This window comes from uncultured Parolsenella sp. (assembly GCF_934660935.1).
Taxonomy (GTDB): domain Bacteria; phylum Actinomycetota; class Coriobacteriia; order Coriobacteriales; family Atopobiaceae; genus Parolsenella.
Map to the genome: position 1 here is coordinate 62,538 of NZ_CAKUIH010000006.1, position 26,752 is coordinate 89,289.

At 64.3% G+C, this 26,752-nt stretch carries 20 protein-coding genes and 1 other RNA gene; 16 read left to right on the forward strand and 5 right to left on the reverse strand.

Annotation, left to right across the window (positions count from 1 at the left end; translation table 11 throughout):
• Positions 1-121: 121 nt before the first annotated feature.
• Both Q0H23_RS04460 and Q0H23_RS04465 read right to left on the reverse strand, forming a co-directional pair.
• Entirely contained in the window at positions 122-2,326 is a 2,205-nt protein-coding gene (locus tag Q0H23_RS04460) for an ABC transporter permease (protein ID WP_293814728.1), read from the reverse strand.
• Positions 2,316-3,164 (reverse strand): ABC transporter ATP-binding protein, encoded by an 849-nt coding sequence (locus tag Q0H23_RS04465; protein ID WP_293814727.1) that lies wholly within the window; start codon positions 3,162-3,164, stop codon positions 2,316-2,318. Before Q0H23_RS04465 ends, Q0H23_RS04460 begins: the two co-directional genes overlap by 11 nt.
• Before the next feature lie 242 nt (positions 3,165-3,406).
• Here Q0H23_RS04465 and Q0H23_RS04470 point away from each other — a divergent pair, with 242 nt between their 5' ends.
• The 6 genes from Q0H23_RS04470 to Q0H23_RS04495 all read left to right on the forward strand — a co-directional run bounded on the left by Q0H23_RS04470 (position 3,407) and on the right by Q0H23_RS04495 (position 11,989).
• Positions 3,407-4,066: a hypothetical protein gene (locus Q0H23_RS04470; RefSeq protein WP_293836159.1), complete on the forward strand. Its 660-nt coding sequence runs from the start codon at positions 3,407-3,409 to the stop codon at positions 4,064-4,066.
• A gap of 313 nt (positions 4,067-4,379) precedes the next feature.
• Complete coding sequence (gene nifJ / locus Q0H23_RS04475; RefSeq protein WP_293836161.1) at positions 4,380-7,913, forward strand: pyruvate:ferredoxin (flavodoxin) oxidoreductase; 3,534 nt, start codon at positions 4,380-4,382, stop codon at positions 7,911-7,913.
• A 314-nt stretch (positions 7,914-8,227) separates the two neighbouring features.
• Positions 8,228-9,565: a glycosyltransferase gene (locus tag Q0H23_RS04480; protein ID WP_366509940.1), complete on the forward strand. Its 1,338-nt coding sequence runs from the start codon at positions 8,228-8,230 to the stop codon at positions 9,563-9,565.
• An 11-nt stretch (positions 9,566-9,576) separates the two neighbouring features.
• Entirely contained in the window at positions 9,577-10,740 is a 1,164-nt protein-coding gene (locus Q0H23_RS04485) for a histidine kinase (RefSeq protein ID WP_293836163.1), read from the forward strand.
• A 16-nt stretch (positions 10,741-10,756) separates the two neighbouring features.
• A complete protein-coding gene (locus Q0H23_RS04490) occupies positions 10,757-11,476 on the forward strand; it encodes a LytTR family DNA-binding domain-containing protein (RefSeq protein ID WP_293815853.1) in 720 nt (239 codons plus the stop codon).
• A 3-nt stretch (positions 11,477-11,479) separates the two neighbouring features.
• Positions 11,480-11,989, forward strand: coding sequence for a YfcE family phosphodiesterase (locus tag Q0H23_RS04495; RefSeq protein ID WP_293815855.1), 510 nt, complete (start codon positions 11,480-11,482; stop codon positions 11,987-11,989).
• Positions 11,990-12,229: 240 nt separating this feature from the next.
• Here Q0H23_RS04495 and trxA read toward each other — a convergent pair whose 3' ends face one another.
• Entirely contained in the window at positions 12,230-12,550 is a 321-nt protein-coding gene (trxA, locus tag Q0H23_RS04500) for a thioredoxin (RefSeq protein ID WP_293815858.1), read from the reverse strand.
• A gap of 120 nt (positions 12,551-12,670) precedes the next feature.
• Between trxA and Q0H23_RS04505 the strand changes: the two genes are divergently transcribed.
• A complete protein-coding gene (locus Q0H23_RS04505) occupies positions 12,671-13,201 on the forward strand; it encodes a hypothetical protein (RefSeq protein ID WP_293836165.1) in 531 nt (176 codons plus the stop codon).
• A gap of 286 nt (positions 13,202-13,487) precedes the next feature.
• Positions 13,488-15,182: a glucose-6-phosphate isomerase gene (gene pgi, locus Q0H23_RS04510; protein WP_293836167.1), complete on the forward strand. Its 1,695-nt coding sequence runs from the start codon at positions 13,488-13,490 to the stop codon at positions 15,180-15,182.
• Between the two features lie 280 nt (positions 15,183-15,462).
• Here pgi and Q0H23_RS04515 read toward each other — a convergent pair whose 3' ends face one another.
• Both Q0H23_RS04515 and Q0H23_RS04520 read right to left on the reverse strand, forming a co-directional pair.
• Positions 15,463-16,008: a hypothetical protein gene (locus Q0H23_RS04515; RefSeq protein ID WP_293836169.1), complete on the reverse strand. Its 546-nt coding sequence runs from the start codon at positions 16,006-16,008 to the stop codon at positions 15,463-15,465.
• A gap of 42 nt (positions 16,009-16,050) precedes the next feature.
• Positions 16,051-17,757, reverse strand: a complete 1,707-nt coding sequence (locus Q0H23_RS04520; protein WP_293836171.1) for a DEAD/DEAH box helicase — start codon at positions 17,755-17,757, stop codon at positions 16,051-16,053.
• 243 nt (positions 17,758-18,000) lie between these two features.
• On the opposite strand from Q0H23_RS04520, the gene Q0H23_RS04525 reads away from it, so the two are divergent.
• From Q0H23_RS04525 to Q0H23_RS04560, 8 genes are all read left to right on the forward strand, one after another.
• Complete coding sequence (locus Q0H23_RS04525) at positions 18,001-19,782, forward strand: CapA family protein (RefSeq protein WP_293836173.1); 1,782 nt, start codon at positions 18,001-18,003, stop codon at positions 19,780-19,782.
• Positions 19,783-20,017: 235 nt separating this feature from the next.
• Positions 20,018-21,184: an aminotransferase class I/II-fold pyridoxal phosphate-dependent enzyme gene (locus tag Q0H23_RS04530; protein WP_293836175.1), complete on the forward strand. Its 1,167-nt coding sequence runs from the start codon at positions 20,018-20,020 to the stop codon at positions 21,182-21,184.
• Positions 21,185-21,644: 460 nt separating this feature from the next.
• Positions 21,645-22,214 carry a hypothetical protein gene (locus tag Q0H23_RS04535; protein ID WP_293836177.1) on the forward strand — a complete coding sequence of 190 codons (570 nt, stop codon included), beginning with the start codon at positions 21,645-21,647 and terminating at the stop codon, positions 22,212-22,214.
• Between the two features lie 111 nt (positions 22,215-22,325).
• Positions 22,326-22,877, forward strand: a complete 552-nt coding sequence (locus Q0H23_RS04540) for a tryptophan transporter (RefSeq protein ID WP_293836179.1) — start codon at positions 22,326-22,328, stop codon at positions 22,875-22,877.
• Positions 22,878-22,998: 121 nt separating this feature from the next.
• Positions 22,999-24,804: an energy-coupling factor transporter ATPase gene (locus tag Q0H23_RS04545; protein ID WP_293836181.1), complete on the forward strand. Its 1,806-nt coding sequence runs from the start codon at positions 22,999-23,001 to the stop codon at positions 24,802-24,804.
• Positions 24,797-25,543, forward strand: a complete 747-nt coding sequence (locus Q0H23_RS04550; RefSeq protein WP_293836183.1) for an energy-coupling factor transporter transmembrane component T — start codon at positions 24,797-24,799, stop codon at positions 25,541-25,543. The genes Q0H23_RS04545 and Q0H23_RS04550 overlap by 8 nt, the downstream gene beginning before the upstream one ends.
• Positions 25,544-25,719: 176 nt before the next feature.
• Positions 25,720-25,815, forward strand: an RNA gene (gene ffs, locus Q0H23_RS04555) — signal recognition particle sRNA small type.
• Between the two features lie 117 nt (positions 25,816-25,932).
• Positions 25,933-26,580 carry a VTT domain-containing protein gene (locus Q0H23_RS04560; protein WP_293836185.1) on the forward strand — a complete coding sequence of 216 codons (648 nt, stop codon included), beginning with the start codon at positions 25,933-25,935 and terminating at the stop codon, positions 26,578-26,580.
• Positions 26,581-26,752 lie beyond the last annotated feature (172 nt).

Below are 26,752 nucleotides of genomic sequence, written 5' to 3' on the forward strand. Positions count from 1 at the left end.
GGCTCGGCCTGGCCGTCCGCATATTCGAGCGCCGTCGCCTGTTGCCCAATCGCAAAAAAGAGGGTCAGCCAAGCGGCTGACCCTCGAATGCCGAGCGTTCTATGTGACTGCCTGCCAGGGGCTACGCCGTGTAGCGGATGCGGACGGCGTCGTTCAGGACGCCTCGGCTCATGGCGTAGGTGACCAGGAAGTAGCCACCGTATGCGGCGAGGAAGATCGCGCAGGTGAAGCCCACCATGCCGCTGATGGTGAGGCCGCCGAACACCCTGACGATGTCGATGACGACCCTCAGCGCCACGAACGAGTGGGCGACGCCTACCGCGAGCGGGAACATGAAGAACACGGTTTGCTGCGCGAGCATGGAGTGGGCAATCTGTCGTCTGTCGCAGCCGAGCTCGGAGAGCACGCGATAGCTGCGGCTGGCGTCGGACACGCCCGAGAGCTGCTGAATGGCAAGGATTGCCGCACAGGCGATCACGAGCACGAAGCCGATGTAGATGGCGAGGTAGCTGACGGAACCCGCCAACGTGTTGATCGAGGCGAACATCTCGCCGCGGGTCACGCTGGGCCCGAAGAAGCCGAAGACGTCGCTGCCCGACCTGATCTCGCTGTAGGTGATGTGGCTAAGCGCCGACTGGTTTATGAACTCGTCGCCCTGGTCGGTGCTGACGCCCCGCTTGTTGTAGTTGACGAGCAGGTTCGAGCTCTTGACCTGGAGGTGTGCGTCGTCGACGACGGCGTCGGGGACGATGATAGTGCCGGAGTTGGAGCCCACGGCGGAGTTCGCCAGGGCGCTGCTGCCGACGTCGACCTTCTGGGCCGCGGGCTTGAGCTCGTGGCCTCCCAGCTTGATGGTGAGGTCGGAGGCGAGGACCTTGTCGTAGAAGCCGGCGATGACGTCGCCCATGTCACAGGTGATGAGGTAGCCGCACTCGCCGAGGTCCACCTGCGGCTTGCCGAGATAGGCGAGGAGCTGGTTGTACTGACTCTCCCTCATGACGTCGATTCCTAGGAGGTCAGCGTCCGAGTTGGTCATGCCGTCGGGGACCTCGGCTCCCGTCCTCTCGGCGAGGGCGCGAATGGTGAGCGGGTTCTCGCTGGCCGTGCTCTCGCGGCGCTCGACGCGGGTGACCTGCTCGCTTTCGAGCGGGAAGTAGCTGTCGAGCTGGACCGTGGAGTCGCAGACCGAGGTAAGGTCGACGCCACGTGCCTCGAGCTCGCTCGCGACGTCGAGCGGCTGGTCCGGCGCGACATAGCGCAGGGGGTTGAGGTTCTCGTCGGTGCCTTCGGAGGGGCTGTAGTTGTACCAGACGCTCTGGCTGAAGTCGACGGGGTTCATGCGCTCGATGCTGTTGGTCATGGCATTGACGATCGACATGCCGGTGGTGACGGACGTGATGGCGAGGAACAGGATCATCGAGATGATGGCCATCGAGAGCGAGACGGTGTTGACCTTGGCGGAGAGCTGGCGAAGCGTGAAGGCGTTGAGGCCGCGCCAATAGATGCCGCGCACGGTTTGGAGGAGCTTGAGCAAAAGCCCCGAGAGCCCAAAGAAGAACAGGACGGTTCCGAGGGTCACCATTCCCGTGGTGATCCCGAACTGGGTCATCGCGGCTTCGAGCTCTTCACTCCTGGCGGTGACGGGGAGGCCGTCATGCAGCAGGCGGGAGTAGGCCACTCCGATGAGCACGGCGCCAAGCAGGCACACCAGACCTGCGAGCAGCGGGTTGCGCGTTTTGACCGACTCGTTGCGGCGCCCCGACCCCATGAGGTCGACGAGGCATGACTTGCGCACCACGCGAAGGTTGAACACGAGCGTCACGAGGAAGATTACGGCGAGGCACTCGACGGTGATCGCGAGGGCGCTCGTGGAGAAGATGAACTTGAAGTTGGCGATCTGCGTTTTGAAGAGCGACGCGGTGAAGAAGACCATCAGCTGGGAGAGGCCAACGCCCAAGATGATGCCGAGGACAAGTGCCGCGGCTGACACGATGACCGTCTCGAGCGTCATGACGCGGGCGACCTGGCCGCGCGTCATGCCCAGCACCTGGTAGAGGCCAAACTCCTTGTTGCGGCGCTTCATGATGAAGTTGTTGGCGTAGACCATGAGGAAGCCCATGATCGCGCCGAGGAACTTGGTGACGCCGTCGAGCAGGCTCCCGAGGACCTCGGCCACGCTGTCGACATCGACGCCGGCGAGGTCGACCTGCAGGCTGATGGTGTTGAACGCGTAGAAGACGGTCACGCCGAGCGTGAGCGTGAGCAGGTAGATGAGGTAGTCGCGCCGCGCGCGGGCGACGTTGCCCCAGGCGAGCTTACAGAGCATCGGAACTCTCACCGCCCATCATCGCGACGACCTCCATGATGCGGTCGAAGAACTCGTGGCGAGGAGAGCTCCCGCGGCGGAGCTCGGTGAAGATCTTGCCGTCGCGGATGAACAGGACGCGTCCCGTGTAGCTCGCCGCGAAGCTGTCGTGGGTGACCATGAGGATCGTGGCATCCCTCTCCTCGTTGAGCTGCTGGAGGCTCTCGAGAAGGAGGCGGGCACTCTTGGAGTCGAGGGCGCCGGTGGGTTCGTCTGCCATGATGACGGCGGGCTTGGTGACGAGCGCGCGGGCCGCGGCGACGCGCTGCTGCTGGCCGCCGGAGAGCTGGTAGGGGTACTTGTCGAGGACGTCCGCGATGTTCAGGCGGCGGGCCATCTCCTCCACGCGGGCAAGGGTCTCGCCGGCAGAGACGCGGGAGATGGTGAGCGGCAGGGCGATGTTCTCGCGAGCGGTGAGGGTGTCGAGCAGGTTCGAGTCCTGGAAGATGAAGCCCAGCTGCTCGCGGCGGAAGCGCGCGAGCTCGCCTGCGCGCATGGACGTGACGTCGGCGCCGCGCACGAAGACGTGGCCGCTCGTGGCGGAGTCGATGGTCGAGACGCAGTTGAGCAGCGTCGACTTGCCGGAGCCCGAGGCGCCCATGATGGCGACGAACTCGCCCTCGTTCACGTCGAAGGAGACGTCCGCCAGGGCGCGGGTGGTCGCTCCGCGGCCTTTCTTGCCGCGGTTCCCGTAGGTCTTCTCGAGGTGCTGGACGGAGAGAACCGAGTTCGCGGGTGCCTGGCGTACCGGAGATCCATCGAGAGGAATGTTGGAGTTGGGCTGATAGTGGTTGCCCATGGGTATCCTTTCTTTTACGTCCCGTTGTCGGGGCGCAGCTACATGACACCAGTATCGTTGCGCGACCGCCCCTGCGGAGCCATCGAATTGGCTTACAGTGTGGTTGCAAAAATGTAATGTTGGGCGCCCGCGTGCGCGGGCGCGCGGGCGTCGTGTTGGGCACCCGCGTGTGCGGGCGTGTGGGCGTCGCGCGCGGCGTCTACAGGTCCTGGCGCGAAGCGCCCGCAGAAAGGCGGTTCTTCATGGCAGATGGCAAGATTCCCGAGGAGTTCGAGGTTGGCGCTCCCGTCCTCGTGTGCCGCTGGCGAATTCAGGGTGGCGAGCTGCCTGCCATGAATCGCCACATGCGCGCGCTCGGTAAGCGCATGGTACTGGGCAAGCATCTCACTCCGCAGCTTCTGGGCTGGGTCAAGCAGCACGTGGAGTGGACCCTCAAGGATGGCTCGTATGAGCATCCCAACGGCGTCCTCATGTTGATGACCGACGAGCTCGGCCGCGCCGCCATGGCGGTGGGGGAGTATGAGCCGCTCGCAGACACCTCGCTTTCGGCACTTGTCGAGCGCGCCAAGGCCTCTGAGCTCGAGGCGGGCGAGACCGATGTCGCCCCCGAGACGATCTGGGTGGCGCGCGGCGGCTCTCTCGTCTATGGCTCGGGCGTTGGCTCCTCTTCCTCTGGCGCGGCGTCGCTCATCCTTGACCTCGCGGCGACCCTCGGCATTCCGGTCGAGCGCGCGGATTCCCTCGCCGAGGACCTCGAGATGGACGCCACCTGCGACGAGGCCTTCCTCGTCTCGGACGAGCACGGTGTCGTGCCCGCCTCGGACGCCAGCGGCCCCATGGGCGAGCGCTTTGCCCAGAGCTGGGAGGCCCTGCTCGCCAAGACCGCCCAGGCTGCGAAGTAGGGAACATCATCGCTTCCTGCGGCCTCTTTGCAACAAAGCCGCAGGAAGCCTGCCTAAAATGCGGAGAATGACGCCTTCGGGCGGACGTCGTGCCCGAGCGCGTCGATGACCATTTGGCAAATCGTTGGCATGCTTTCTCAAAAACCCGTTTCAACTGGCCCGGAATGCGGGATAATCAAATGGCTACGAAATAGCCGCCTTTTGGTCGCCGGGGAAGTGGCCAAGGGGCGATTTCGCGTGGAAAGGCAACCGCCAGGGGGTGGTGGTGACCCATGTCACCTGCCGCCGCGCGACCTCGTCAGAAGGAGAGGATATGGCACGTAAGTTCAAGTCTATGGACGGCAACGAGGCTGCTGCTTGGGTCTCGTACGCCTACACCGAGGTGGCGGGCATCTACCCGATCACGCCGTCCAGCCCGATGGCCGACCACGTCGACCAGTGGGCCGCCCAGGGCATCAAGAACGTCTTTGGTACCCCGGTCAACGTTGTCGAGATGGAGTCTGAGGCTGGTGCCGCCGGCACCGTCCACGGCTCCCTTGGCGCTGGCGCCCTCACGACGACCTACACGGCGTCCCAGGGCCTGCTGCTCATGATCCCGAACATGTACAAGATCGCCGGCGAGGGCCTGCCGGGCGTGTTCCACGTCTCCGCCCGCTGCGTCGCCTCCCACGCGCTCAACATCTTCGGTGATCACTCCGACGTCATGGCCTGTCGCCAGACCGGTTTCGCCATGCTCGCCGAGGGCAACGTTCAGGAGGTCATGGACCTCTCGCCTGTCGCCCACCTCGCTGCCATCAAGGGTCGCGTGCCGTTCCTGAACTTCTTCGACGGCTTCCGCACCTCGCACGAGATCCAGAAGGTCGCCATGTGGGACTTCGACGACCTCAAGGATATGCTCGACATGGATGCCGTCCAGGCCTTCCGCGACCACGCCCTCAACCCGGAGCACCCGCACGCCCGCGGCTCCCACGAGAACGGCGACGTCTTCTTCCAGCACCGCGAGGCTTGCAACAAGGCTTATGACGAGCTGCCGGCTGTCGTCGAGGAGTACATGGGCAAGATCAATGCCAAGCTCGGCACTGATTACGGCCTGTTCAACTACTACGGCGCTCCCGATGCCGACCGCGTCGTCGTCTGCATGGGCTCCTTCTGCGACGTGCTCGAGGAGGTCATTGACTACCTCAACGCCCACGGCGAGAAGGTCGGCCTGGTGAAGGTCCGCCTGTTCCGTCCGTTCTCCATCAAGCACTTCGTTGACGTCCTCCCCGAGACCGTCAAGAAGATCGCCGTCATGGACCGCACCAAGGAGCCGGGCTCCATCGGCGAGCCGCTCTACCAGGACGTCGTCTCCGCCCTCTACGAGGCCGGCAAGACCGACATCCACGTCTCCGGCGGCCGTTACGGCCTCGGCAGCAAGGACACGCCTCCCGCGTCTGCCTTCGCCGTCTTTGAGGAGCTCAAGAAGGACGAGCCCAAGCGCGAGTTCACCATCGGCATCAACGACGACGTCACGCACCTCAGCCTCCCCGAGGACGAGGACGCGCCCAACACCGCTGACCCGAGCACCATCGAGTGCAAGTTCTGGGGTCTCGGCGGCGACGGTACCGTCGGCGCCAACAAGAACTCGATCAAGATCATCGGCGACCACACCGACAAGTACGTCCAGGCCTACTTCCAGTACGACTCCAAGAAGACCGGCGGCGTCACCGTCTCGCACCTGCGCTTTGGTGATTCCCCGATCCGTTCGCCGTACTACGTCACCAAGGCCGACTTCGTCGCTTGCCACAACCCGTCCTACATCATCAAGGGCTTCAAGATGGTCCGCGACGTCAAGCCGGGCGGCACGTTCCTCGTGAACTGCCAGTGGTCTGACGAGGAGTTCGCCGAGCACATGCCGGCCGTGGCCAAGCGCTACATCGCCAAGAACAACGTCAACGTCTACCTCATCGACGCCATCGACCTGGCCGCCAAGGTGGGCATGGGCAAGCGCACCAACACCGTGCTGCAGTCCGCGTTCTTCGCGCTGGCCAACATCCTGCCGGCCGCTGACGCCCTCCAGTACATGAAGGACGCCGCCACCAAGTCCTACATGAAGAAGGGCCAGGCCATCGTCGACGCCAACCACAAGGCCATCGACGCCGGCGCCACCGCCTTCCACAAGTTCGAGGTTCCCGCTGACTGGGCCACTGCCGAGGACGCTCCCTCCACGCTCTCCATCGAGGGCCGCGCGGAGATCGTCGAGCAGGTCAAGAAGATCATGGACCCGATCAACCGCATGGACGGCGACTCGCTGCCCGTTTCCGCCTTCGAGAAGTACGTCGACGGCCAGTGGGAGCTCGGTGCCTCTCAGTACGAGAAGCGCGGCGTTGCCGTTATGGTTCCGCACTGGGATGAGACCAAGTGCATCCAGTGCAACCAGTGCGCCTACGTCTGCTCGCACGCCACGATTCGCCCGATCGCCCTCACGGCTGACGAGGCTGCCGCGGCTCCTGAGAACATGCGCATGATCGATGCCAAGGGCAAGGGCGCCGAGGGCCTGAAGTTCGCCATCGCCGTCTCCCCGCTCGACTGCATGGGCTGCTACAACTGCGTCCAGGTCTGCCCGAAGGACGCCCTCACCATGGTTCCGCAGGAGGACGAGCTCGATCAGGCTCCCGTCTGGGATTATGCCGTCGACAAGGTCACGGAGAAGAAGGAGCTCGTTGCCTCCAACGTCAAGGGCAGCCAGTTCGCCAAGCCGTACCTCGAGTTCTCCGGCTCCTGCGCCGGCTGCGCCGAGACCGCCTACGCGCGCCTCGTCACCCAGCTCTGCGGTGACCGCATGTTCATCTCCAACGCCACCGGCTGCTCCTCCATTTGGGGTAACCCGGCTGCCGTCTCGCCCTTCACCGTCAACGCTGAGGGTCACGGCCCGGCGTGGAACAACTCCCTGTTCGAGGACAACGCGGAGCACGGCCTCGGCCTCGCCGTTGGTTATGCCGCCGTCCAGAACAAGCTCGTCGCCGAGACTGAGGCTCTCCTCCAGGGCGACGCCTCTGACGAGCTGAAGGCCGCTGCCACCGCCTGGCTCGAGAACCGCAACGACACCGAGGCCTCTAAGACCGCGGCTGCTGCCTACATCGCCGAGCTCGAGAAGTGCGGCTGCGATGCTTCTAAGGCCATCCTGGCCGACAAGGCTTACCTCACCAAGAAGTCCTTCTGGATCTTCGGCGGCGACGGCTGGGCCTACGACATCGGCTTCGGCGGCCTCGATCACGTCCTGGCTTCCAACCACAACATCAACGTCTTCGTCTTCGACACCGAGGTCTACTCCAACACGGGTGGCCAGGCCTCCAAGGCCTCTAACCTCGGCCAGGTCGCGCAGTTCGCTGCCGCCGGCAAGGTGACCAAGAAGAAGTCCCTCGCCGAGATCGAGATGTCCTACGGCTACGTCTACGTCGCCCAGGTCGCCATGGGTGCCAACCCGGCCCAGACCCTCAAGGCCATCACCGAGGCCGAGGCCTACGACGGCCCGTCCCTGGTCATCGGCTACAGCCCGTGCGAGATGCACTCCATCAAGAAGGGCGGCATGATGAACTGCCAGTCCGAGATGAAGAAGGCTGTGGACTGCGGCTACTGGAACCTCTTCCGCTTCAACCCGGCTGCGCCGGAGGGCAAGAAGTTCTCGCTCGACTCCAAGGAGCCGGCGGGTGGCTACCAGGAGTTCCTGATGAACGAGGCTCGTTACGCTTCGCTCACCCGCTCCTTCCCCGAGCGCGCCAAGGAGCTCTTCGCCGAGAACGAGGAAGCCGCCATGGAGCGTTACGCTCACCTGCTCAAGCTCAAGGCCCTCTACAACGAGGCCTAAGCTACGAGCTAGGTTCGCGCGCCTGACATAGTTTGGGCTAGGGCCCGCTTCGGGAAACCGGAGCGGGCCCTTTTTTATGGGACGAGCGGCGCGTATTGTTTGCCGCGTCCCTGACGAGCGGCGCGTATTGTTTGCCGCGTCCCCTCATCTGTCATTCGGCGAGCGGTTGCAAATGCTCTGTGAGGTAGAATGTCAGAAAGAGATGAAGGGGAGCTGGTATTCATGGACAAGTCTCTTACCTGCCTCGGGCGGGCTTGTGTCGTGCACGACGTCATGGCCCATACTGCCGCTCCCCGTACTGGGTATCGCTGGTAGTGCCATTGAATCCCGCCGTCGTCATACCAACCTACTGGGCTATGGATCCCTCGCAGCCGGGGGTCTATGACCATGCCACGTCCATAGACGAGCCCCTGCCCGAGCTCGCGCGCTGTCTCGACTCGCTCGACGATGTTCGCGGCGTGATGAGGACAATCATCCTCGTCGTTGCCCCGCCGAGTGCACAGGCTGCGGCCCGCGCACGCATCAACGCCATCGTTCGTGACCACGAGGGCCTTTCGCCGTATGTCGTGGGCGCCCCTGAGGCCCGCCTCATTGCCGCCCACATCGAGAGCCTCTGCCCGGGTATCGGCGGTGAGCCGGTTTCGCTTCGCGGCTACGGTGCCATCCGTAATCTCGGCCTCGCCGTCTGCGCCATGCTCGGCCACGATGTCGCCGTCTTTATGGATGACGACGAAGTCGCTCTTTCCCCGGATTTCCTCGTGGATGCGGTCTTCGGTCTGGGCCACCTCACGCGTCAGGATCTGAAGATTCTCGCGAAGACCGGACACTTCGTGGATGCCGAGGGGTCTCACCTCGCGGATGGCGGCAAGCGTCGCTTCTGGGAGCGCTGGTGGTCGAAGCGCGAGGAGTTTAACGAGTGGATGTCCTCCGCGCTTGCGGGCACGCGCATCTGCCGCTCCAACTACGTCTGTGGCGGATGCCTTGCCATTCACGCGAGCGCCTTCTCCCAGGTGCCCTTCGACCCCTGGATTACGCGTGGCGAAGACCTCGACTACCTCTTCAACCTGCGCCTTTCCGGCCTGGAGATGTGGTTTGACAACAAGTGGTACGTGCGCCACCTGCCGCCCGCGACGCCGGATGAGCCAAACCGCTTCCTCCAGGACATCTACCGCTGGCTGTATGAACGCGCCAAGCTCGCGTTCTGCTCGCAGAGGCAGGAGCTCCGCCAGGTTACGCCCGCGTCCCTCATGCCCTATCCCGGGCGCTGGATCTCGCCGGAGGTCGAGGACAGGATCTCGAAGGCGACCCTCGCCCGCATCGTGGCGGGCCCGGGCAGGCGCCAGAGCTTTGCTATCTGGCACCACGGCATCGGGGAGGCTCGCGCCTACGCCGGCGCGAACGCGCAGAACTATGCGCGCCTGCTGAGCTTCTGGCCAACCGCGATTGACGGGCTCTGGAACGACGAAGAGCTTGCCGCCAAGGTCGCAGAGATTCAGGCGAAGCGCCCGGAACCCGTCCCGCGTTGCGGTGGGACAAAGAGCAAGGCGCGCGCCGAGCACCAGGGCGAGCTGCGGCTTCAGAGCCAAGATGGGGCCCGAACGCAGGGCGAGAATCGGAAAGACACCACCACGAGCAGGGAAGGGGAGGCATGACGGCGCACCGCTTGAACAAAGGGCTCGCTCGCTACGGGGATATTCGCAGCTCACAGGGCACCGAGCATATCCTGGGCCTTGCTTCCAGGACGCTCGACCTCATGCGAGCTGGCCTTACTCCGCAGGCTTGCAAGGCGGTTTGCAGCCTCCTTCTGCCTGAGACCACGGCCGTCGCCGTTGCCATGACGGACACGGAGCATGTGCTCGCCTACGAGGGCGCGCTTGCCGCGGACTTCCCTCCCGGCAGCCCCATTCACACGGCGGGCACGCTCGAGGTGCTCAAGACGGGCAAGCTCGGGATGTTCCAGTCGCGCAACGAGGATGACAACACGGAGTTGCCTCGCAACATGCGTGGCGGCATCGTCGTTCCGCTTAACGTGCAGGACCGCGTGTGCGGAACCATCAAGTTCTACTATCGCTCGCCTGCGGATATCAACCGTAGCCAGCTTGCGATCGCGCGTGGCTTTGGCCAGTTGCTCTCCACCCAGCTATCCACCCACGAGCTTGATCGTCAGGCTGAGCTCACGGCAAAGGCCGAGGTGAAGGCTCTGCAGGCGCAGATCAACCCGCATTTTCTGTTCAACACCATCAACACCATCGCTGCATTTACGCGCACGGACCCGACGCGTGCCCGCAATCTCCTGCGCGAGTTCGCGGTCTTCTATCGTCAGACGCTTGAGAGCTCTGACCAACTCATCCCGCTCGCCCGTGAGCTCGAGCAGACCAGGCGCTACCTACGCTTCGAGCACGCTCGCTTTGGCGAGGACCGCATCTCCGAGCACGAGCACGTTGGCTTCGGGTGCGGAGACGTGCTCGTCCCGGCCTTTATCGTCCAGCCGATCGTGGAGAACGCCGTTCGTCATGCCATGCGCGATGAGGGTGCCCTGAACATTGACATCAGAGCGGAGATCGATGGGTCTGACGTCCTAATTGCCGTAACAGACGACGGCCTTGGAATGGATGAGGAAACGCTTGAAAAGCTGCGCTGCAGCGTCTCGACTGACCAGCCCTGTGGCTGCTCGGGCGAGGAGAAGGGAACGGGCATCGCTCTGAGGAATGTTGCAGAGAGGCTCGAGAGGTTTTATGGTTTCGACTCGGGAATCGACATCATGTCGAAGCCCGGCGAGGGGACGTGCGTGACGCTGCGCCTCGCGCGCACCGCCGCCCACGACTGACGAGGAATGTGATTCTATGCTGCGTGCCATGATCGTTGACGACGAAGCCCCTGCTCGTTCCGAGCTCCGCTTCCTCCTCGAGGAGACCGGAAGGGTTGAGAACATCACCGAGGCTTCGAGCGCTCGTGACGCCGTCGAGAAGCTGATGGATAGCCGCCCGGACGTGCTGTTCCTGGACATCTCTATGCCCAAGACGAACGGCATGCAGCTCGCCGAGGCGCTCCATAAGCTCAAAAACCCGCCTGCGGTGGTGTTCGTCACCGCCTACAGCGAGTATGCGCTCGAGGCGTTTGACGTCGACGCCGTCGACTACCTGATGAAGCCCGTCGAGACGGATCGTCTCGAGCGAGCCCTCGACAAGGTTGAGGCTCGCGGCAAGCAGGCTGCCGCCCCGGCTGCCCCGGCCGAGCGCATTCCCGTCGAGAAGGGCGGCCGCAAGGTCCTCGTCCCCATCGACCAGATTCGCTATATCGAGGCGAAGGACGATTATTCCTGCATCTACACGGATTCCGATCGCTATCTTTCGGTTATCTCGCTCGCGCAGCTCGAGGCGAAGCTCTCTCCGCACGGATTCTTCCGCGTGCACCGTGGCTACATCGTCAATCTTCAGTACGTCGAGGACGTCGAGGTCGTGTCGAGTGGTGTGATGCAGCTTGGCATCGCTGGCGTTGAGGGCAAGAAGATTTCCGTCTCGCGTCGCCGCGTCGTGCAGCTCAAGCGCGCCCTGGGGCTCTAACCCATGGCGCTGCGACGTATCGACGTTATCTCGGACACCCACGGCAGGCTCTCACGCGAGCTGCTTGACGCGCTTGATGGCTGCGACCTCATCGTCCACGCCGGTGACATTACCTCGGAGGACGACTTCATTACGCTCAAGGCGCTTGCGCCTCTGCGGATGTGTCTGGGCAACAATGACTGGGCGGGTGAGTACGGGCCTGAGGTGAAGCGTCTCGTGCGCTTCGAATACGAGGGGCTGCAGTTCAGTGTCACGCACTATCGCGAAAACCTCACGGGCGAGCACTGCGACGTGGGGGTTTGCGGTCATACCCACGTGCCGGAGATCGTCGAGCGTGCGAACGGTTCCATCATCGTGAACCCGGGAAGCCCGACGTTCCCGAGGAGCATGGCGGGCCCGACGATCGCTCGTCTCATGGTGCAGGACGGCCACGTGGTTTCTTCGAACATCGTGAAGCTGAAGGTCCCCGAGAAGGACGGGCGAGGTAAGGGCCGCTTCTTCATGGGCTGGTAGCCTGGCCGAAGCGGGGCGAGCCTATGTCTGGGCCGTGACGCCGTGGCTGATGCTGTGAGCCAGGGCGAGTGTAGTGCCGATGTGGCCGGTGACGATTCGAGATATGGAACGCGAAGCGCCCGCGGAGCCGATGGGTTCCGCGGGCGCTAGGTATATCTTGCTGGTGGTGCCGGACGCGAGTGACGAGCTTGAGTCCCGATGTGCCCGGCGTGTCTGGACCCTGAGCTTGCCGGCGCTTGCCTACAGGTACTCGCGCAGCTCGGCGAGGATGCGGGCCTTGGGGGCGCTGCCGACCATCGTGTGAACCGCCTTGCCGCCCTTGAAGAGGATGAGCGTGGGGATGGACATGACCTGGAAGCGCATGGCGAGGTCCTGCTCGTCCTCGACGTTGCACTTATAGACGGCAAGCTCGCTGGGCATTTCGTTGGCAATTTCCTCGATGATGGGGGAGAGGGCACGGCAGGGTCCGCACCAAGATGCCCAGAAGTCGACGAGGACGGGCTTCTCGGAGCTGCGGATGATGTCATCGAACGTATCCTGGGTGATTGCCTTTGCAGCCATGGTGGCCCTCCTATGATCTTGTGGCGTGGGGCGCGGCCCACGCGATTGTTGACGACGGGGTTATACCCGGAAAATGGGCGCTAGAATCAAAGACCGGTTAAGTTGGCGGCGGAGGTCCCCATGGGTGTGAGTGACGAGTACGTGAACAAGGCGAAGGCCGAGCTTGGCGATCTCGCTGATGCCGGCGTGGTCATGTCTGGCAACGCCTTCTCTCCCGTGCTGCTCGTGAAGGGCGAGCCCGAGGAGGCTGGCGTCAAGCTCTTGGCTGGCCCGGATGGCGATGCCCTGCGCGCCGCCCTTGGCGCCCTCGGCTATGCACCGGAGGAGTGGGCCGCGCTCTCCGTCCGCGATGCGGAGGGATTTCCCCTGGTGCCGGGAACGCTGCGCCTTGCCATCGCCACGCTCGACCCCGCCACGGTCATTGCGCTAGACGCTCCTGCCGCCTCCGCCATTTGCGAGGCTTTTGCCGATGAGCTCGTCGAGCTTGAGAGTCTCGAGGCGGCGACGCTCGCGCCCGGGTATGTGGTGCGCTTGCTGGGCATGCGTGTTCTTGCCCTCGGCGGTTTCGAGCAGAGCCTCGCGGACGCGAAGGCAAAGCAGGTCATGTGGGCTCGCCTGAAGCAGGTTCCCCCGCTGGGCGAGCCGTACTAGGTGTTGTGGGCCAGGCCGGTCAGCGCGCCAGTCAGCGCGCCGGGCAGCGGACCGGACGGCGTGCCGGGTCGGGTTGGGTGAGCCGTACTAGGCGTGGCGGGCCGGGCGCCGGGCCGGGCCTGGCGCCGGCGGGGCGGCGTGCTCGCCCGGGCGGCGGGCGGGCCAGGCAAGTCAGCGGCTCGTAACAAACCGATAGACTTCGTTTCCTTCACTTGCGCGTTGCGCTACGCTTAAGTTTGCTGAGAACCGCCCCGGAGTGTCCGGGGCCTGCGGTCAAGGAGGACTTATGTCGAACATCCCCGCGCCCATTGACGCCACCGCCACCCCCGAGTGGGCGGCCCTCAAGGCGCACCATGACAAGCTCGTTGCCGATGGGTTCAACCTCAAGAGCGCCTTCGCGACGGATGCCGAGCGCGTCGAGAAGCTCACCTTTGAGACGAGCGACCTCCACTTCGACCTCTCCAAGAACCTCGTGACCGAGGAGACCCTGAAGCTGCTCGTCAACCTCGCCCGTGCCGTCAAGCTCGAGGAACGTCGCAATGCCATGTACTGCGGCGAACACATCAACACGACCGAGGACCGCGCCGTTCTCCACACCGCCCTCCGTCGTCCGAAGGAACAGATCGGCAAGTTCGTTGTCGATGGCCAGGACACCGTGGCCGACGTCCACGAGGTCCTCGACCGCATGTACGCCTTTGCCGAGCGTGTCCGTTCCGGCGAGTGGAAGGGTGTCTCCGGCAAGGAGATCAAGCACGTCCTCGCTATCGGCATCGGTGGCTCTGACCTCGGCCCGGTTATGGTCTACGAGGCCCTCAAGCCCTACGCCGACGCCGGAATCGACTGCACTTTCGTTTCGAACATCGACCCGAACGACATGGCCGAGAAGACTCGCGGCCTCGACCCCGAGACCACGCTCGTGATCGTCGTCTCCAAGACCTTCACCACGCTCGAGACCCTCACTAACGCCCGCGAGGCGAAGGTCTGGATGCTCGATGCCCTCCGTGCCGCCGGCGCAATTGATGGCTCCGCCGAGAAGGACGCGGAGGCCATCCGCAAGCACTTTGTCGCCGTCTCTACCGCGCTTGACCTCGTCGAGCAGTTCGGCATCGACCCGGAGAACGCCTTTGGCTTCTGGAGCTGGGTTGGCGGTCGTTATTCCGTCGATTCTGCCGTGGGCCTCTCGCTCATCATCGCCTTTGGTCCGGAGCGATTCCAGGAGTTCCTCGCCGGCTTCCATGACCTCGATGAGTACTTCAAGAACGTGCCGCTGGAGGAGAACGTCGTCGCCCTTCTCGGCCTCATCAACGTCTGGTACGTCAACTTCTATGGCGCCGAGAGCCACGCCGTGCTGCCCTACAACCAGTACCTGCACCGCTTCCCGGCCTATCTCCAGCAGCTCACGATGGAGTCGAATGGCAAGAGCGTGCGCTGGGATGGCACTCCGGTGACGAGCGCCACGGGCGAGATTTTCTGGGGCGAGCCGGGCACCAACGGCCAGCACGCCTTCTACCAGCTGATTCACCAGGGCACCCGCATGATTCCCGCGGACTTCATCGCCTTCGTGAACACGCCCAACCCGTTTACCGACGGCGGCCAGGACGTCCACGAGCTCTTCCTGGGCAACTTCCTCGCCCAGACCAAGGCCCTCGCCTTTGGTAAGACGGCCGACGAGGTTCGCGCCGAGGGCACGCCCGAGCAGATCGTGCCCGCTCGCGTCTTCACTGGTAACCGCCCGACCACTTCGATCTTTGGCGAGGCGCTCACGCCGCACGCGCTGGGCGAGCTCATCGCGCTGTACGAGCACATCACTTTCGTCGAGGGTACCGTCTGGGGCCTTGACTCCTACGACCAGTGGGGCGTCGAGCTTGGCAAGCAGCTCGCCAAGCAGATTACCCCGGCATTCCACGACGACGCCGCGCTCGCCGAGCAGGACGCGAGCACCCAGGCACTCATCGCCTACTACCGCGCTCACCGCAAGTAGGGCTGCCGCGTCGGCGACGTGGCGGGCTGTTGCGCGGGCGCAAACTTGAACGGACAACGAAGCGGGCCACATCGTTTTGGTGTGGCCCGCTTTTGTTGTGCCCTCGTAGGTGGCTAGAGGCGCAAGGATGCGCCTAACATGCATTAAGGGCCACGCTTAAGCTTGCTATGCGTGCCGAAACGTCGCCTGTTTTCGGCACCTGCCCGTGGCGTTACTGGTCGACGACGTGGGCAAACAAAAACGGCATGCTTAGGCGGGCTAAGCATGCCGAAAGTGCGAGTTACTTTGCGGGCGTAACGAGCTGAATCAGGTCGCGGTGACGCTGTTCGCTGAGGGCGCGCTTGGGCACGATGACGTAGCGCGGGCCCACGAACTCGACTACGCTGACCTCGCGGCCGAGGTACAGCTTATGAACGGTCGAGAGCGGAAGCTCTTCGGCCTCTTTGCCGGGAACGTTGGCGACGAGGTGGTCGGGGTAGACCTCGACCTTGACGCGGCGGCTTTCCTTGGGGAGCCCGGTGATGTCGAGGCCGGCCTTCTTGAGGCGCCTGAGGTGGAACTGATTCCAGTGGTCGGAGACGAACCAGAGGACAACCTCGACGCAGACGAGCGAGACGAGGAGGAGCGTCACCTGCCTTCCGTTGGGCGACATCGCGATGAAGACAATCACGATGAGCAGAAGGACGCTCGCGATGTTCGACGGGCTGCGGAGGCGATTGCCCATCATGGCGAGAGAGGCATCCTCGAGGAGGGTGTGGTTCACGTCATAGCTGAACGAGAAAAGGTGGTTATCCGGGGACTGCTTCGAGGTGCTCTTCTTTGCCATGATGACTCCCGTGCCTGCCGGGCCCTGCGGTCCGGCGTTTGACTAGTAGATTCCGCGCTCGCGGCCCTGACGGTCGCCCACGCGACGACGCGGCTTGCCGGTCGGCTTAGTCGCGTGTTTCGAAGCGGGCTTGCCGGACTTCGAGGTTCCGCCGGCGGCCTTCTGACGCCTCGCGGCGTCGCCCTGGCGCCGGCTCGATCCCTTGCGAACACCGTTCGGAGCCTGGGCGCGAACGCCGGAACCCTTGCCCTTGCGCCTGCGCTTCTTTCCGCTGGCCTCGGCTTCGAGCTCTGCAATCTCACCGCGGCTGAGGAGAGCGCCGGTCGCGTCGATCTTGCGCCTGCCGCGAGGGGTGCTCTCTCGGGGGTCGCGGTCCGTCTGGGCGTCACGGCCAGCGCGCTCTTTGTGGTCGCCCGTCTCGCGACCCTTACGGTCCTCACGCTTGCGGCCCTCGGACCTGCCGCCTTCGCGACCCTCGCCGCCGCGCGCGAACTTGCCCTTACCCTTGCCGCCGCGTTTCCTGCGCTTCTTGCCCGCGTCGCGCGCCGGGGCATCCGCGGTGCGGTTGGGATCGAGCTCGGGGAGTTCCTCGCCCAGCTCGAGCTCGACCTTTGCCTCGTAGGGAGGGACGACCTGGCCCATGAGGCGTTCGATGTCAAAGAGGTCTTCGGCGTCGTTGACGGTAACGAAAGTGAGTGCCCAGCCCGTCTCGCCGGCACGGCCCGTGCGGCCAATGCGGTGGATGTAGTCCTCGGGGTCCTCCGGAACGTCGAAGTTGACGACGTATCGAACGTCGGAGACGTCGATGCCGCGAGCGAGGACGTCCGTGGCAACGAGGATGTCGACCTTGCCGTCGCGGAAGTCGCGAAGCGCGCGTTCGCGCTGGTTCTGGCTGCGGTCGCCGTGGATGGGCGCGCAGGCGATGCCGGCGCGGCGCAGGCGACGGCAGCAGGCGTCCGCGCGGTGCTTGGTGCGGGTGAAGACGATCACGCGGTCCGTGCCCTCGCTCTTGAGGACCTTGGTGAGCAGGCCGTTCTTCTCGTCAAGGGAGACGGGGAGAACGTACTGGTCGATCGTCTCGGCGACAGTGCCCTTGTGGGCGATCTCGACGGTGGCGGGGTCATGTACGAGGTCGCGAATGCCGCCGATGGCGGTCTCGTCGAGCGTGGCGGAGAAGAGCAGCGTCTGTCGCGTGGAAGGCGTCTCGGAGACGATTTTGCGCATCTGGGGCAGGAAGCCCATGTCGAGCATGCGGTCCGCCTCGTCGAGGACAAGCACCTCGACCTCGTCAAGATGAGCCTCGCCCTGCTCGATGAGGTCGACGAGGCGACCGGGCGTGGCGACGAGGATGTCGCAGCCGCGGCGAAGGGCCTGCTTCTGCGGCTCGTAGCCAACGCCACCCACGATGGTGACGCTGCGGTGATGCGTGTATGCCTCGACGGTGGTGCAGACGTCGGCGATTTGCTGGGCGAGCTCGCGGGTGGGGGTCACGACGAGCATGGCGGGGCCATGATGGCGCGCGACGTGGGTGAGACGGCTCATGGCGGGAAGGACGAAGGCCGCGGTCTTGCCGGTGCCCGTCTGGGCGGCGGCAAGCAGGTCGCGCCCCTCGAGAACATAGGGGATGGCGCGCGCTTGGACGGGTGTGGGCTCCGTGTAGCCAAGGGCGTCGACAGCGGCGAGGACCGGCTCGGAAAGGCCGAGGCCGGAGAAGGCGACAGCGTCGCCCGGGGTGGTGCTCTGGGTCATGTAGTTCGTTCCTATCTGTGGGGAGGGCTTGGGGCGGAGGTTTGTCCCGGCTCCTCGTCTGCGGCTAGGCGGGCGGCGGGTTGCCACGCTCGCGGCCGTTGGTATACCGATTATCGATTAGACGAGAACACTGTAGCGGAAGTATGCTTATCGCGCAGCTCAAAGGGGTTACGCTTATGTGCTAATGAGGGATTTCGCGGACAAATTCGCAATTCGAACGCAACCGAGCCGGGGGGATGCGCGATGGGGGAGCCGTCAGACGGCGCCTGGTGGCAGCATGACGAGCCTGACGTAAACGAGCGCCGGGCGTCCTATCCGCATGCCGGTGCACAGCCCGCGCGCCGGGACCCCGCGCGAGAGGTCACCTCGGGGACCTATGGCGCGCGTCCTTCGCGCCCGCGCAAGGATGGTCGCCGCATCGATCCCGCCGAGGGTAGAAGTGCCGCGGCGTCGCTTCCCAACGCGCGTCGTCGCTCCGTCTCCGGCGAGCGTCTGGGGGAGCGCGGAGGCTACCACCGCACGGGCCCTGCCCACCGCAGCGAATATGGTTCGGCCGAGTACTCGTCTTCTGGCCGCTTGACAATCCCTGATGACCGCGCTCCGCGTCCTCGCAGGCGTCCGCAGCAGCAGCGTCCCTTGGGTTGGAGCACGCAGAACGTTCCCCAGATGCACAAGACCATCGCGAGCAATGGTGGCTGGGGCTTTAAGTCCCTCAAGCCCAGGCGGTCGGTGGGGCCGAAGTGGGGCTTCATCGCGGCGGGCGTTCTTGCCGTCGTCCTTCTCGTCCTTATCGTGCGTGGTATTTCCGGATGCGTCGCCGGCCTGGTCAGGCCTCAGGAGGAGCCTGAGCCCGCGGCTGCGACCACTTCCGTCGCGGCAACGACCGAGCCTGCCTCCGCAGACCCGACGGCTCCCGCGACCAAGGTTCTCGACGCTGGGCGCAGAACCGCAAGCGGCGAGGGGCGCATGAGTTTCTCTGCCGTGGGCGACAACCTCATCAACGAGAACCTCCTCAAACTCGCGGATTCCTGGGCGGGTTCCACCGGCGACGGCGAGTATGACTTCACGCCCTTCTACAGCGAGGTGAAGCCATTCATCCAAGACCAGTGCGATGTCTCCTTCGTGAACCAGGAGACGACGCTCGGTGGCACGGACCGCTTCGATTACATGGGCTATCCCAGCTACAACACGCCGGACTCCATGGCAGACGCCGTGGCTGACACCGGCTGGCGAATCGTCGCGACCAACTCGAACCACACCTATGACACTTGGACGCCCTCGATCGAGCATGCCCAGGAGGTCTGGAACAGCAAGTCGGGCCTCGTCACCATCGGCAGTTATGCGAGCGAGGAGGACCGCGCGACGGTTCGCGTCGTTGAGTGCAACGGCATCAAGGTTGCCGCGCTTTCGTATAGCTATGGCCAGAACGGTTACGAGCAGAGTGACCTCCCCAATGACTACTATGCCGTTCCCTATGACGCGGACAGGCTCAAGGAGGAGGTTGCTCAGGCGCGCAAGGTGGCCGACGTCGTCCTCGTCTACATGCACTGGGGTGCAGAGTACAAGAACGAGCCGAGCGACGAGCAGCGCGAGATGGCGCAGGTGTGCGCCGACGCCGGCGTTGACGTGGTGATCGGTAGCCATGTTCACGTGATCCAGCCGGTCGAGTGGGTGAGCCGCTCGGATGGCGGCAAGATGCTCTGCGCCTATGGCCTGGGCGATTTCCTCGCCGGCTACGGCGGCAACCCGGATTGCATCATGAGCGGCATGGTCACCTTCGATTTCGTGCGCACGGAAGAGGAGGGGGACAACGTCGGCCCGGGCGGCATCGCCGTAGAGAATGTTGTGTGGCACCCGCTTGTCGAGCACATGGTGGGCGATACTGACGTGGTTCGCTTCGTGAAGGGCTACTCGGACGAGGACGCCCGCGCGAACGAGCTCCTCTCGACCCTCGATGACCCGCATGCCTGGCTCATAGACAAGACGCGCGAGGTCATTGGCGACGACATCACGATCGACGTATAGCGGGCTCGATGGCGGGACCGTTGCGCGCGTCGTCCGCGGGTGCTGTGGGCGCCTTGCGATGTCGCGGCTGTAATCTGGCGTGGCTGGCCGCCAAGCGTGCCGCCGCGCCAGCAAGGCAGGCCGCCAAGCGTGCCGTCACACCAGCAAAGCAAAAACCAATCTCCTCCCGTTATCGAAGCGCAACGTTGTGGTGGTAGCGTGGCTCGAGAACTATTCGCCACACCGGGAGGCAAGCATGCAAGAGCTCAGCCAGCGCACGTCGCAGTTCACGGATTCTGTGATTCGCCGCATGACGCGCGTTTCCATGAAGTACGACGCGATTAACCTGTCACAGGGTTTCCCTGATTTCGATCCCCCTGCGGAGATCACCGATCGCCTTGCCGAGGTCGCCCACAAGGGCCCGCACCAGTACGCCATCACCTGGGGGGCGCCAAACTTCCGCGCGGCGCTTGCCGCCAAGCAGAGCCCGCGCATGGGCATCGACATCGATCCCGAGACCCAGATCGTCGTCACCTGCGGGTCGACCGAGGCCATGATGTGCTCCGTCATGACGGTCACCAACCCTGGCGACCGCGTCGTGATCTTCTCGCCGTTCTATGAGAACTACGGGGCGGACACGATCCTGTGTGGTGCCGACCCCACGTACGTGGAGCTTCACGCGCCTACCTTCACCTTTGACGAGGCCGAGCTCGAGGCGGCGTGCGCGCAGCCGGGCACGAAGGCGCTGATCCTGTGCAACCCGTCTAACCCCTGCGGTCACGTTTTCTCGCGCTCTGAGCTCGAGTTTATTGCCAAGATGGCCGAGAAGTACGACCTCTGGGTCATCACCGACGAGGTCTACGAGCACATCGTGTATGCGCCGTACGAGCACATCTACTTCGCGAGCCTGCCAGGCATGGAGAAGCGCACGCTCTCCTGCAGCTCACTCTCGAAGACCTACAGCATGACCGGTTGGCGTCTGGGCTATGTCATTGCGCCGGCGGACGTCATCGACCGCGCCCGCAAGGTGCACGACTTCCTTACCGTGGGCGCTGCGGCGCCCCTCATGGAGGCCGCCGTTGCGGGCCTTGAGCTGCCGCAGTCCTACTACGACGAGCTCACGGCGCTCTACACCCACAAGCGCGACCTGTTCTGTGACGGCTTGCGTGACCTCGGCTTCGATTTCATCGAGCCGCAGGGTGCCTACTACGTCATGGCCGACGTTTCGAGCCTGGGCTACGAGAGCGACTATGACTGCGCGGTGGACCTCATCAAGAAGGTGGGCGTGGGCACGGTGCCTGCGAGCTGCTTCTATGACACGCCGGAGAACCGCTTCGTGCGCTTCCACTTCGCCAAGTCTGACGAGGTGCTGAAGGCCGCCCTCGATCGTCTTGACGGCTGGCGCGAGAAGATGACGAAGTAGGCGGCTCGCGAGGAGGGCGGGCAGCGCGTGCCCTGGGCGGCTTGCGGAGGGCTGGGCGTTATGCGTTGTCGGGAGGCGCTCGTCCATTCGCCGATTGACAAGAACGGGTCATCTACCTGCGCGTGCGCAGCGTAACGTATCGTTTACAGAAAAAGCCCTTGCTTCTGCGCGGGGGATGCGCGTATAGTCTCCGACAACGCGCAAGAGCGCATCGAATCGAAGTCGAGAGAGCAGAGAGGAGTGCCAACATGTTCAAGTCCCAGAACAACAACTGGTGGTGGCGCAACTCGATCTCTCTCGGTCGATGGTGAGTCTTGTCGCGCCATATTTTTCGCGATTAGAAGGGCTCCCGGGCGACCGGGGGCCCTTTTTTCGTATCGCGGCAACAGTCCGCAAACTTCAGTCATAGCAAGTCAAACAGTCCCGACGACCAGCCGGGGACAAAGGAAGGAATCCAAAAATGTCCGAGAACACCCAGCAGGCCCGCACCGTCTCCACCAAGTCCACCGACGCCCTCGACCTCAAGGCCCTCGTCCTGCTCGCCATCCTGCTCGCCGCCGGCTTCATCCTGAACTTCACCCTCGGCAAGGCTATTTCCACGATGTCGGGCGGCATGATCTCCCCCGAGTTCATCATCTCGGCCTTCTGCATCACGATCCTCGTCGTCCGCCCGAACATCCCCCAGGCGCTCGTCATTGGCCTCATCTCCGCCGCGGTGATCCAGCTCACCACGACCTCGCCCTTCATCGACTTTGCCGCCGAGGGCATCGCCGCCATGCTCATGGCTGGCATCGTGAGCGCCGCCGGTAAGAAGGGCACCGTCAGTCCGGTTGCCGCTGCCGTCGCCACCTTCGCGACCACCGCGGTCTCCGGCGTCATCTTCATGGTTATCAAGATCGCGATGGTCGGCGCCGCCGAGCAGCTCGCCGCCGCGATGCTCCCCGTCATCGTCCTCACCGCCGTCTTCAACGCGATTCTCGTCGCCGCCCTCTATGTCCCCATCAAGAAGGCCCTCAAGCTCAACGACTAGCCCGGTGCGCCCTCCGCCAGATACGACTCGGAAAGCGTTACCCCGCCGACGCCACCTCGACTCGGCACGCCGGCACCACCTCACGCAAACCTCACCCGAAGGGATTCCACCATGGCCAGCGTCGAAGCCCGCACCGTTTCCGCCTCTGCCAAGTCCAATGGCCTCGTCGACATCAAGTCCCTCGTCCTGCTGGCGATTCTGCTCGCCGCCGGCTTCATCCTCAACATGACCGTGGGCAACGCCCTGGCCACCGTTGGCATCAAGCCGCAGTTCATCATCGCCGCCTACGCGCTCGCGATCATTCTCACCCGCGCCAACCTCGTTCAGTCCGTCATCTATGCCGTCGTCTCCGCCTGCGTCATCCAGATCACGACGTCCATTCCCGGCCTGAACTTCCTTACCGAGACCGTTGCCGCCATCGTGATGTTTGGCCTCTGCAGCCTTGACCGCAAGTCCGGTGGCTTTGCCCTGACCCCGCTCGTCGCCACCTTCCTGACGACGCTCGTCTCCGGCGCCCTCTTTGCCGTCCTCGGCACCGCGATGATGGGTGCCCCGATCGCCAGCGCCATGGTCAAGGTCCCGCTCGTCCTCGGCACCGCGGTCTTCAACGCCGCCGTCGTCCAGGCGCTCTACATCCCGCTCGTCAAGGTTCTCGGCAAGTAACTTAGATACCATGTTGGCGCCGGCTCATGCGGGCCGGCGCCTTTTCGTGTGCCGCGTCCTCGCGGGGTCGCGCGCGCACGTCTCGTAAAAGTTCGCGACCGCTTCGAAAGGCCCCTCCATCATGACCACGGGCAAACCAATCATCGAGCTCAAGGACGTCAGCTTCTCTTACGACGGCTCCGGCGAGCCTACGAGGGAAAAGGCGCTTGACCAGGTGTCTCTCTCAATCTGCGGGGGCGACTTCGTGGGCGTCATCGGCCCGTCAGGCGCCGGCAAGTCGACCCTTACCGCCGTCATGAGCGGCGCTATCCCGCACCACTTCACCGGCCAGCTCTTCGGCGCGACGCTTGTCGATGGCAAGGATACCTGCGACGTCACCCTGACGGATATCTCGAGTGTCGTCGGCAGTGTGTTGCAGGATATTGACGCCCAGATGGTAGCGTCCGTTGTCGAGGACGAGATGCTCTTTGGCCTCGAGAACTTCGGTGTGCCGCACGACCAGATCGAGGGCCGCATCGCGACCACGCTCGAGACCGTGGGCATCTCCGATCTCCGCGACCGCGAGATCGCGACGCTGTCCGGCGGCCAGAAGCAGAAGGTCGCCATCGCCGCCATCCTGGCGCTCGAGCCGCGCGTCCTCGTCCTCGACGAGCCCACCGCCGCGCTCGACCCCGCCAGCTCGCGCCTCGTCTTCGAGACGCTTCGCGAAGCGAACGAGCGCCTTGGCGTCACCGTCGTCGTCATCGAGCAGAAGGTCGCGCTTCTCTCCGAGTACTGCGGCCGCATCGTCGTGATGGACCGCGGCCACGTCGCCTTCTCCGGCACGCCGCACGAGGTGTTCTGCCACTCCGCCGAGCTTCGCGAGATCGGCGTTGACAGCCCGCGTGTCGCTCGCATCTCGAACTGCCTTGTCAGGGACGGTTTCATCACGGCGGGCGAGCCCTGCCTAAACGTGGCCGAGGCCGAGGCCCTCGTCGCCGGGCTTGTGGGCGTCCGCGAGGGTACCGCGGCCGGCGGACAGGCCGCGGCCGGCGTGGTGTCGGGGACCCGCCCCGCCGCGTCCCCGCACGCCCCTGCCCCGCGCCCCCACGCCGAGGGAGCTGAGCCCGTCGTCCTGCTCCAGGGCGTTAACTTCTCCTATCCGCATGGCGGCGCCTCCGTGCGTGACCTCGAAATGCGCGTCTATCCGGGCGAGCTCGTGGGGGTCGTGGGTCAGAACGGTGCGGGTAAGACCACGCTGACCAAGCTGCTGAACGGCTTGCTCAAGCCGTCTTCTGGCAGCGTTCGCGTCGCGGGCCTCGACACGCGCGAGGTGCCCACCAGCGCCATCGCCGCCCGTTGCGCGACCCTCTTCCAGAATCCGGACCGCCAGCTCTGCAAGGACACGGTTCTCGAGGAGATTGCCTTCGGCCTCGAGCTCCAGGGCGTCGAGGCGGGGGAGGCGAGGAGGCGTGCCGAGCAGGTTGCCCAGCGCTTTGGCCTGCCGCTTGACGAGGCGCCCTTCTCGCTCTCGCGGGGACAGCGCCAGATGGTGGCGCTCGCGAGCGTCGTCGTCACCGATCCGGACGTCGTTCTGCTCGATGAGCCCACGAGCGGCCTCGACTATCGCGAATGCATGACGGTCATGGAGACCGTGCGCGAGATGGCCGAGCGCGGCTGTGCCGTCATCATGGTGTGCCACGACATGGAGGTCGTGAGCGACTTCGCCGAGCGCCTTGTGGTCATGGCTAACGGCGAGATCCTCGATCGTGGCCCCGCTGCGGAGATTTTCGCGAACGAGGACCTTATGAGGCGCGCCTACGTGGCGCCGCCCCAGGCCGTCGAGCTCTCCGCGCGCCTCGCGAGCGACGTGTCGCCCGAGTTCAGCGGTATGAGTGAGGTTTCCGACATCGTCCGCGTCACTGAGGAGATGATCCGCCGTGGTTAACGTCATCGACTACGTTCCGGGCGATACCGTCCTGCACCGCCTGAATCCCATCGCCAAGCTCGCGCTCGCCGCGGGCATCATCATCGCGACCTTCCTCGGAGACACCTACCCGATGCTTCTGGGCCTGCTCGCCCTCACGCTCGTGCTAGGTTCCTATGCCGGCGTCTTCAAGAACCTGCTCTCGCTGCTCAAGCTGCTCGTTCCGCTCGCCGTGGTGATGCTTGCGCTTCAGACTGCCTTCGTGCGCACAGGCGATGCCGTTGCGCTTTGGATGACGGTGGACGGCCTCGTCACGGGCACGAAGGCGTGCCTGCGCCTGCTGGGCGTGGCGCTGCCGCTCATTCTCATGCTTACGGTGACCAAGCTGAATGACCTTGCCAACGCCTGCGTCGAGATTCTCCACGTGCCCTATCGCTATGCCTTCACCTTCACGACGGCGCTCCGCTTCGTGCCCGTGTTCAGCCAGGAGATGAACGCGATCATGGAGGCCCAGACCGCGCGCGGCGTGGAGTACGACACGAAGAACCCCTTCAAGAAGATCAAGCTCATGCTGCCGCTTTGCATCCCTCTGCTCGTGAGCTCGGTGGGCAAGACCGACGCGACGGCGCTCGCCGCCGAGCAGCGCGGCTTCTACCTGCGTACTCGCGAGAGCAGCTACAAACGCTACCCGTTCGTCGCCGCCGACTACGCAGCGCTTCTCATCGCCGCCGCCCTCATCGTCTCCGGCGCGCTGTTCTAAACCTGCAAAAGGGACAGCCCCTTTTGCAGGTGGTGCCGCGCGGGTTGACAGGGGGAGTGACAAAGGGACAGTCCCTTTGTCAGCTTTTGTGCTGCTGACTCGTGTAGCTTTGGTAGCGGGCGCCCTGCCTTTGCGGCCGGGCGCCCGTCTTTTGTATACTGAGTCCCCGAGTGAGTTCGATGGGTTCGGGTGACGTCACACCTCGAACCTGGTCAGGGCCGGAAGGCAGCAGCCATAAGGGGCCTCTGGCGGGCACCCGTTCCCATCGTGCTCACTTGATGACCAGCAAGCGACGCCCCGAGGAATGCGATGGCTGCATCCACGGGGCGTTTTTCTAACTCGGGAATGCCGCGTCGCCTGGCGCAGGACATTGCCAGATGGGACGGACTATGGGCTTCATTAACTTCATTGCCGAGCTTCTGAAGGATCCGCGAACTGCCATCGCCAGCTGGATTGCCGCTGGCCCGCTCATGGCCTATGGCTGCGTCTTCCTCATCATCTTCATCGAGACGGGTGTCGTGTTCTTCCCATTCCTCCCGGGCGACTCGCTGTTGTTCGCCTCGGGCTTCTTCGCGCACAACGGTGGCTTCAACATCGTCGCCCTTCTCGGCGTTGCCTGGGCGGCTGCGATTTTGGGTGACCAGTGCAACTTCATGATCGGCCACTTCTTTGGTAAGAGGATCATCGCGTCGGGCAAGGTCAAGGCCATGACGCCGGAGCGCATCGAGAAGTCCGAGAAGTTCCTCGAGAAGTGGGGCCACCTCGCCATCTTCCTCGGCCGCTTCTTCCCGTTCATCCGTACCTTCGTGCCGTTTATCGCGGGCATGGGCGGCATGCACTGGCGCAACTTCGTGACCTTCAACATCCTGGGTGGCGTTGTCTGGTCGACGGTCTTCACGCTGCTGGGCTACTTCTTCGGTGGCATCCCCTTCGTTCAGGAGCACTTCGAGCTGCTCATCGTGGGCATCGTGCTCGTGTCGGTCATCCCCACGGTCGTTGGCCTCGTGAAGGCGAAGCTCGGCAAGAAGAGCGAGTAGTGCGCACGGACGGCGTGTGATGTAAAGCCTGCAAGTTGTTTAATGTGTTGGCGAAGGGCCGCGGAATGTATGTACTCCCGCGGCCTTTTTGTGTGCTGCGCTCCTTCGCGCGAGTTTCATGCCGAAACGCAGCTCGCGATGCCGCGACGTAGCTTGTGAATCGACACGCTTA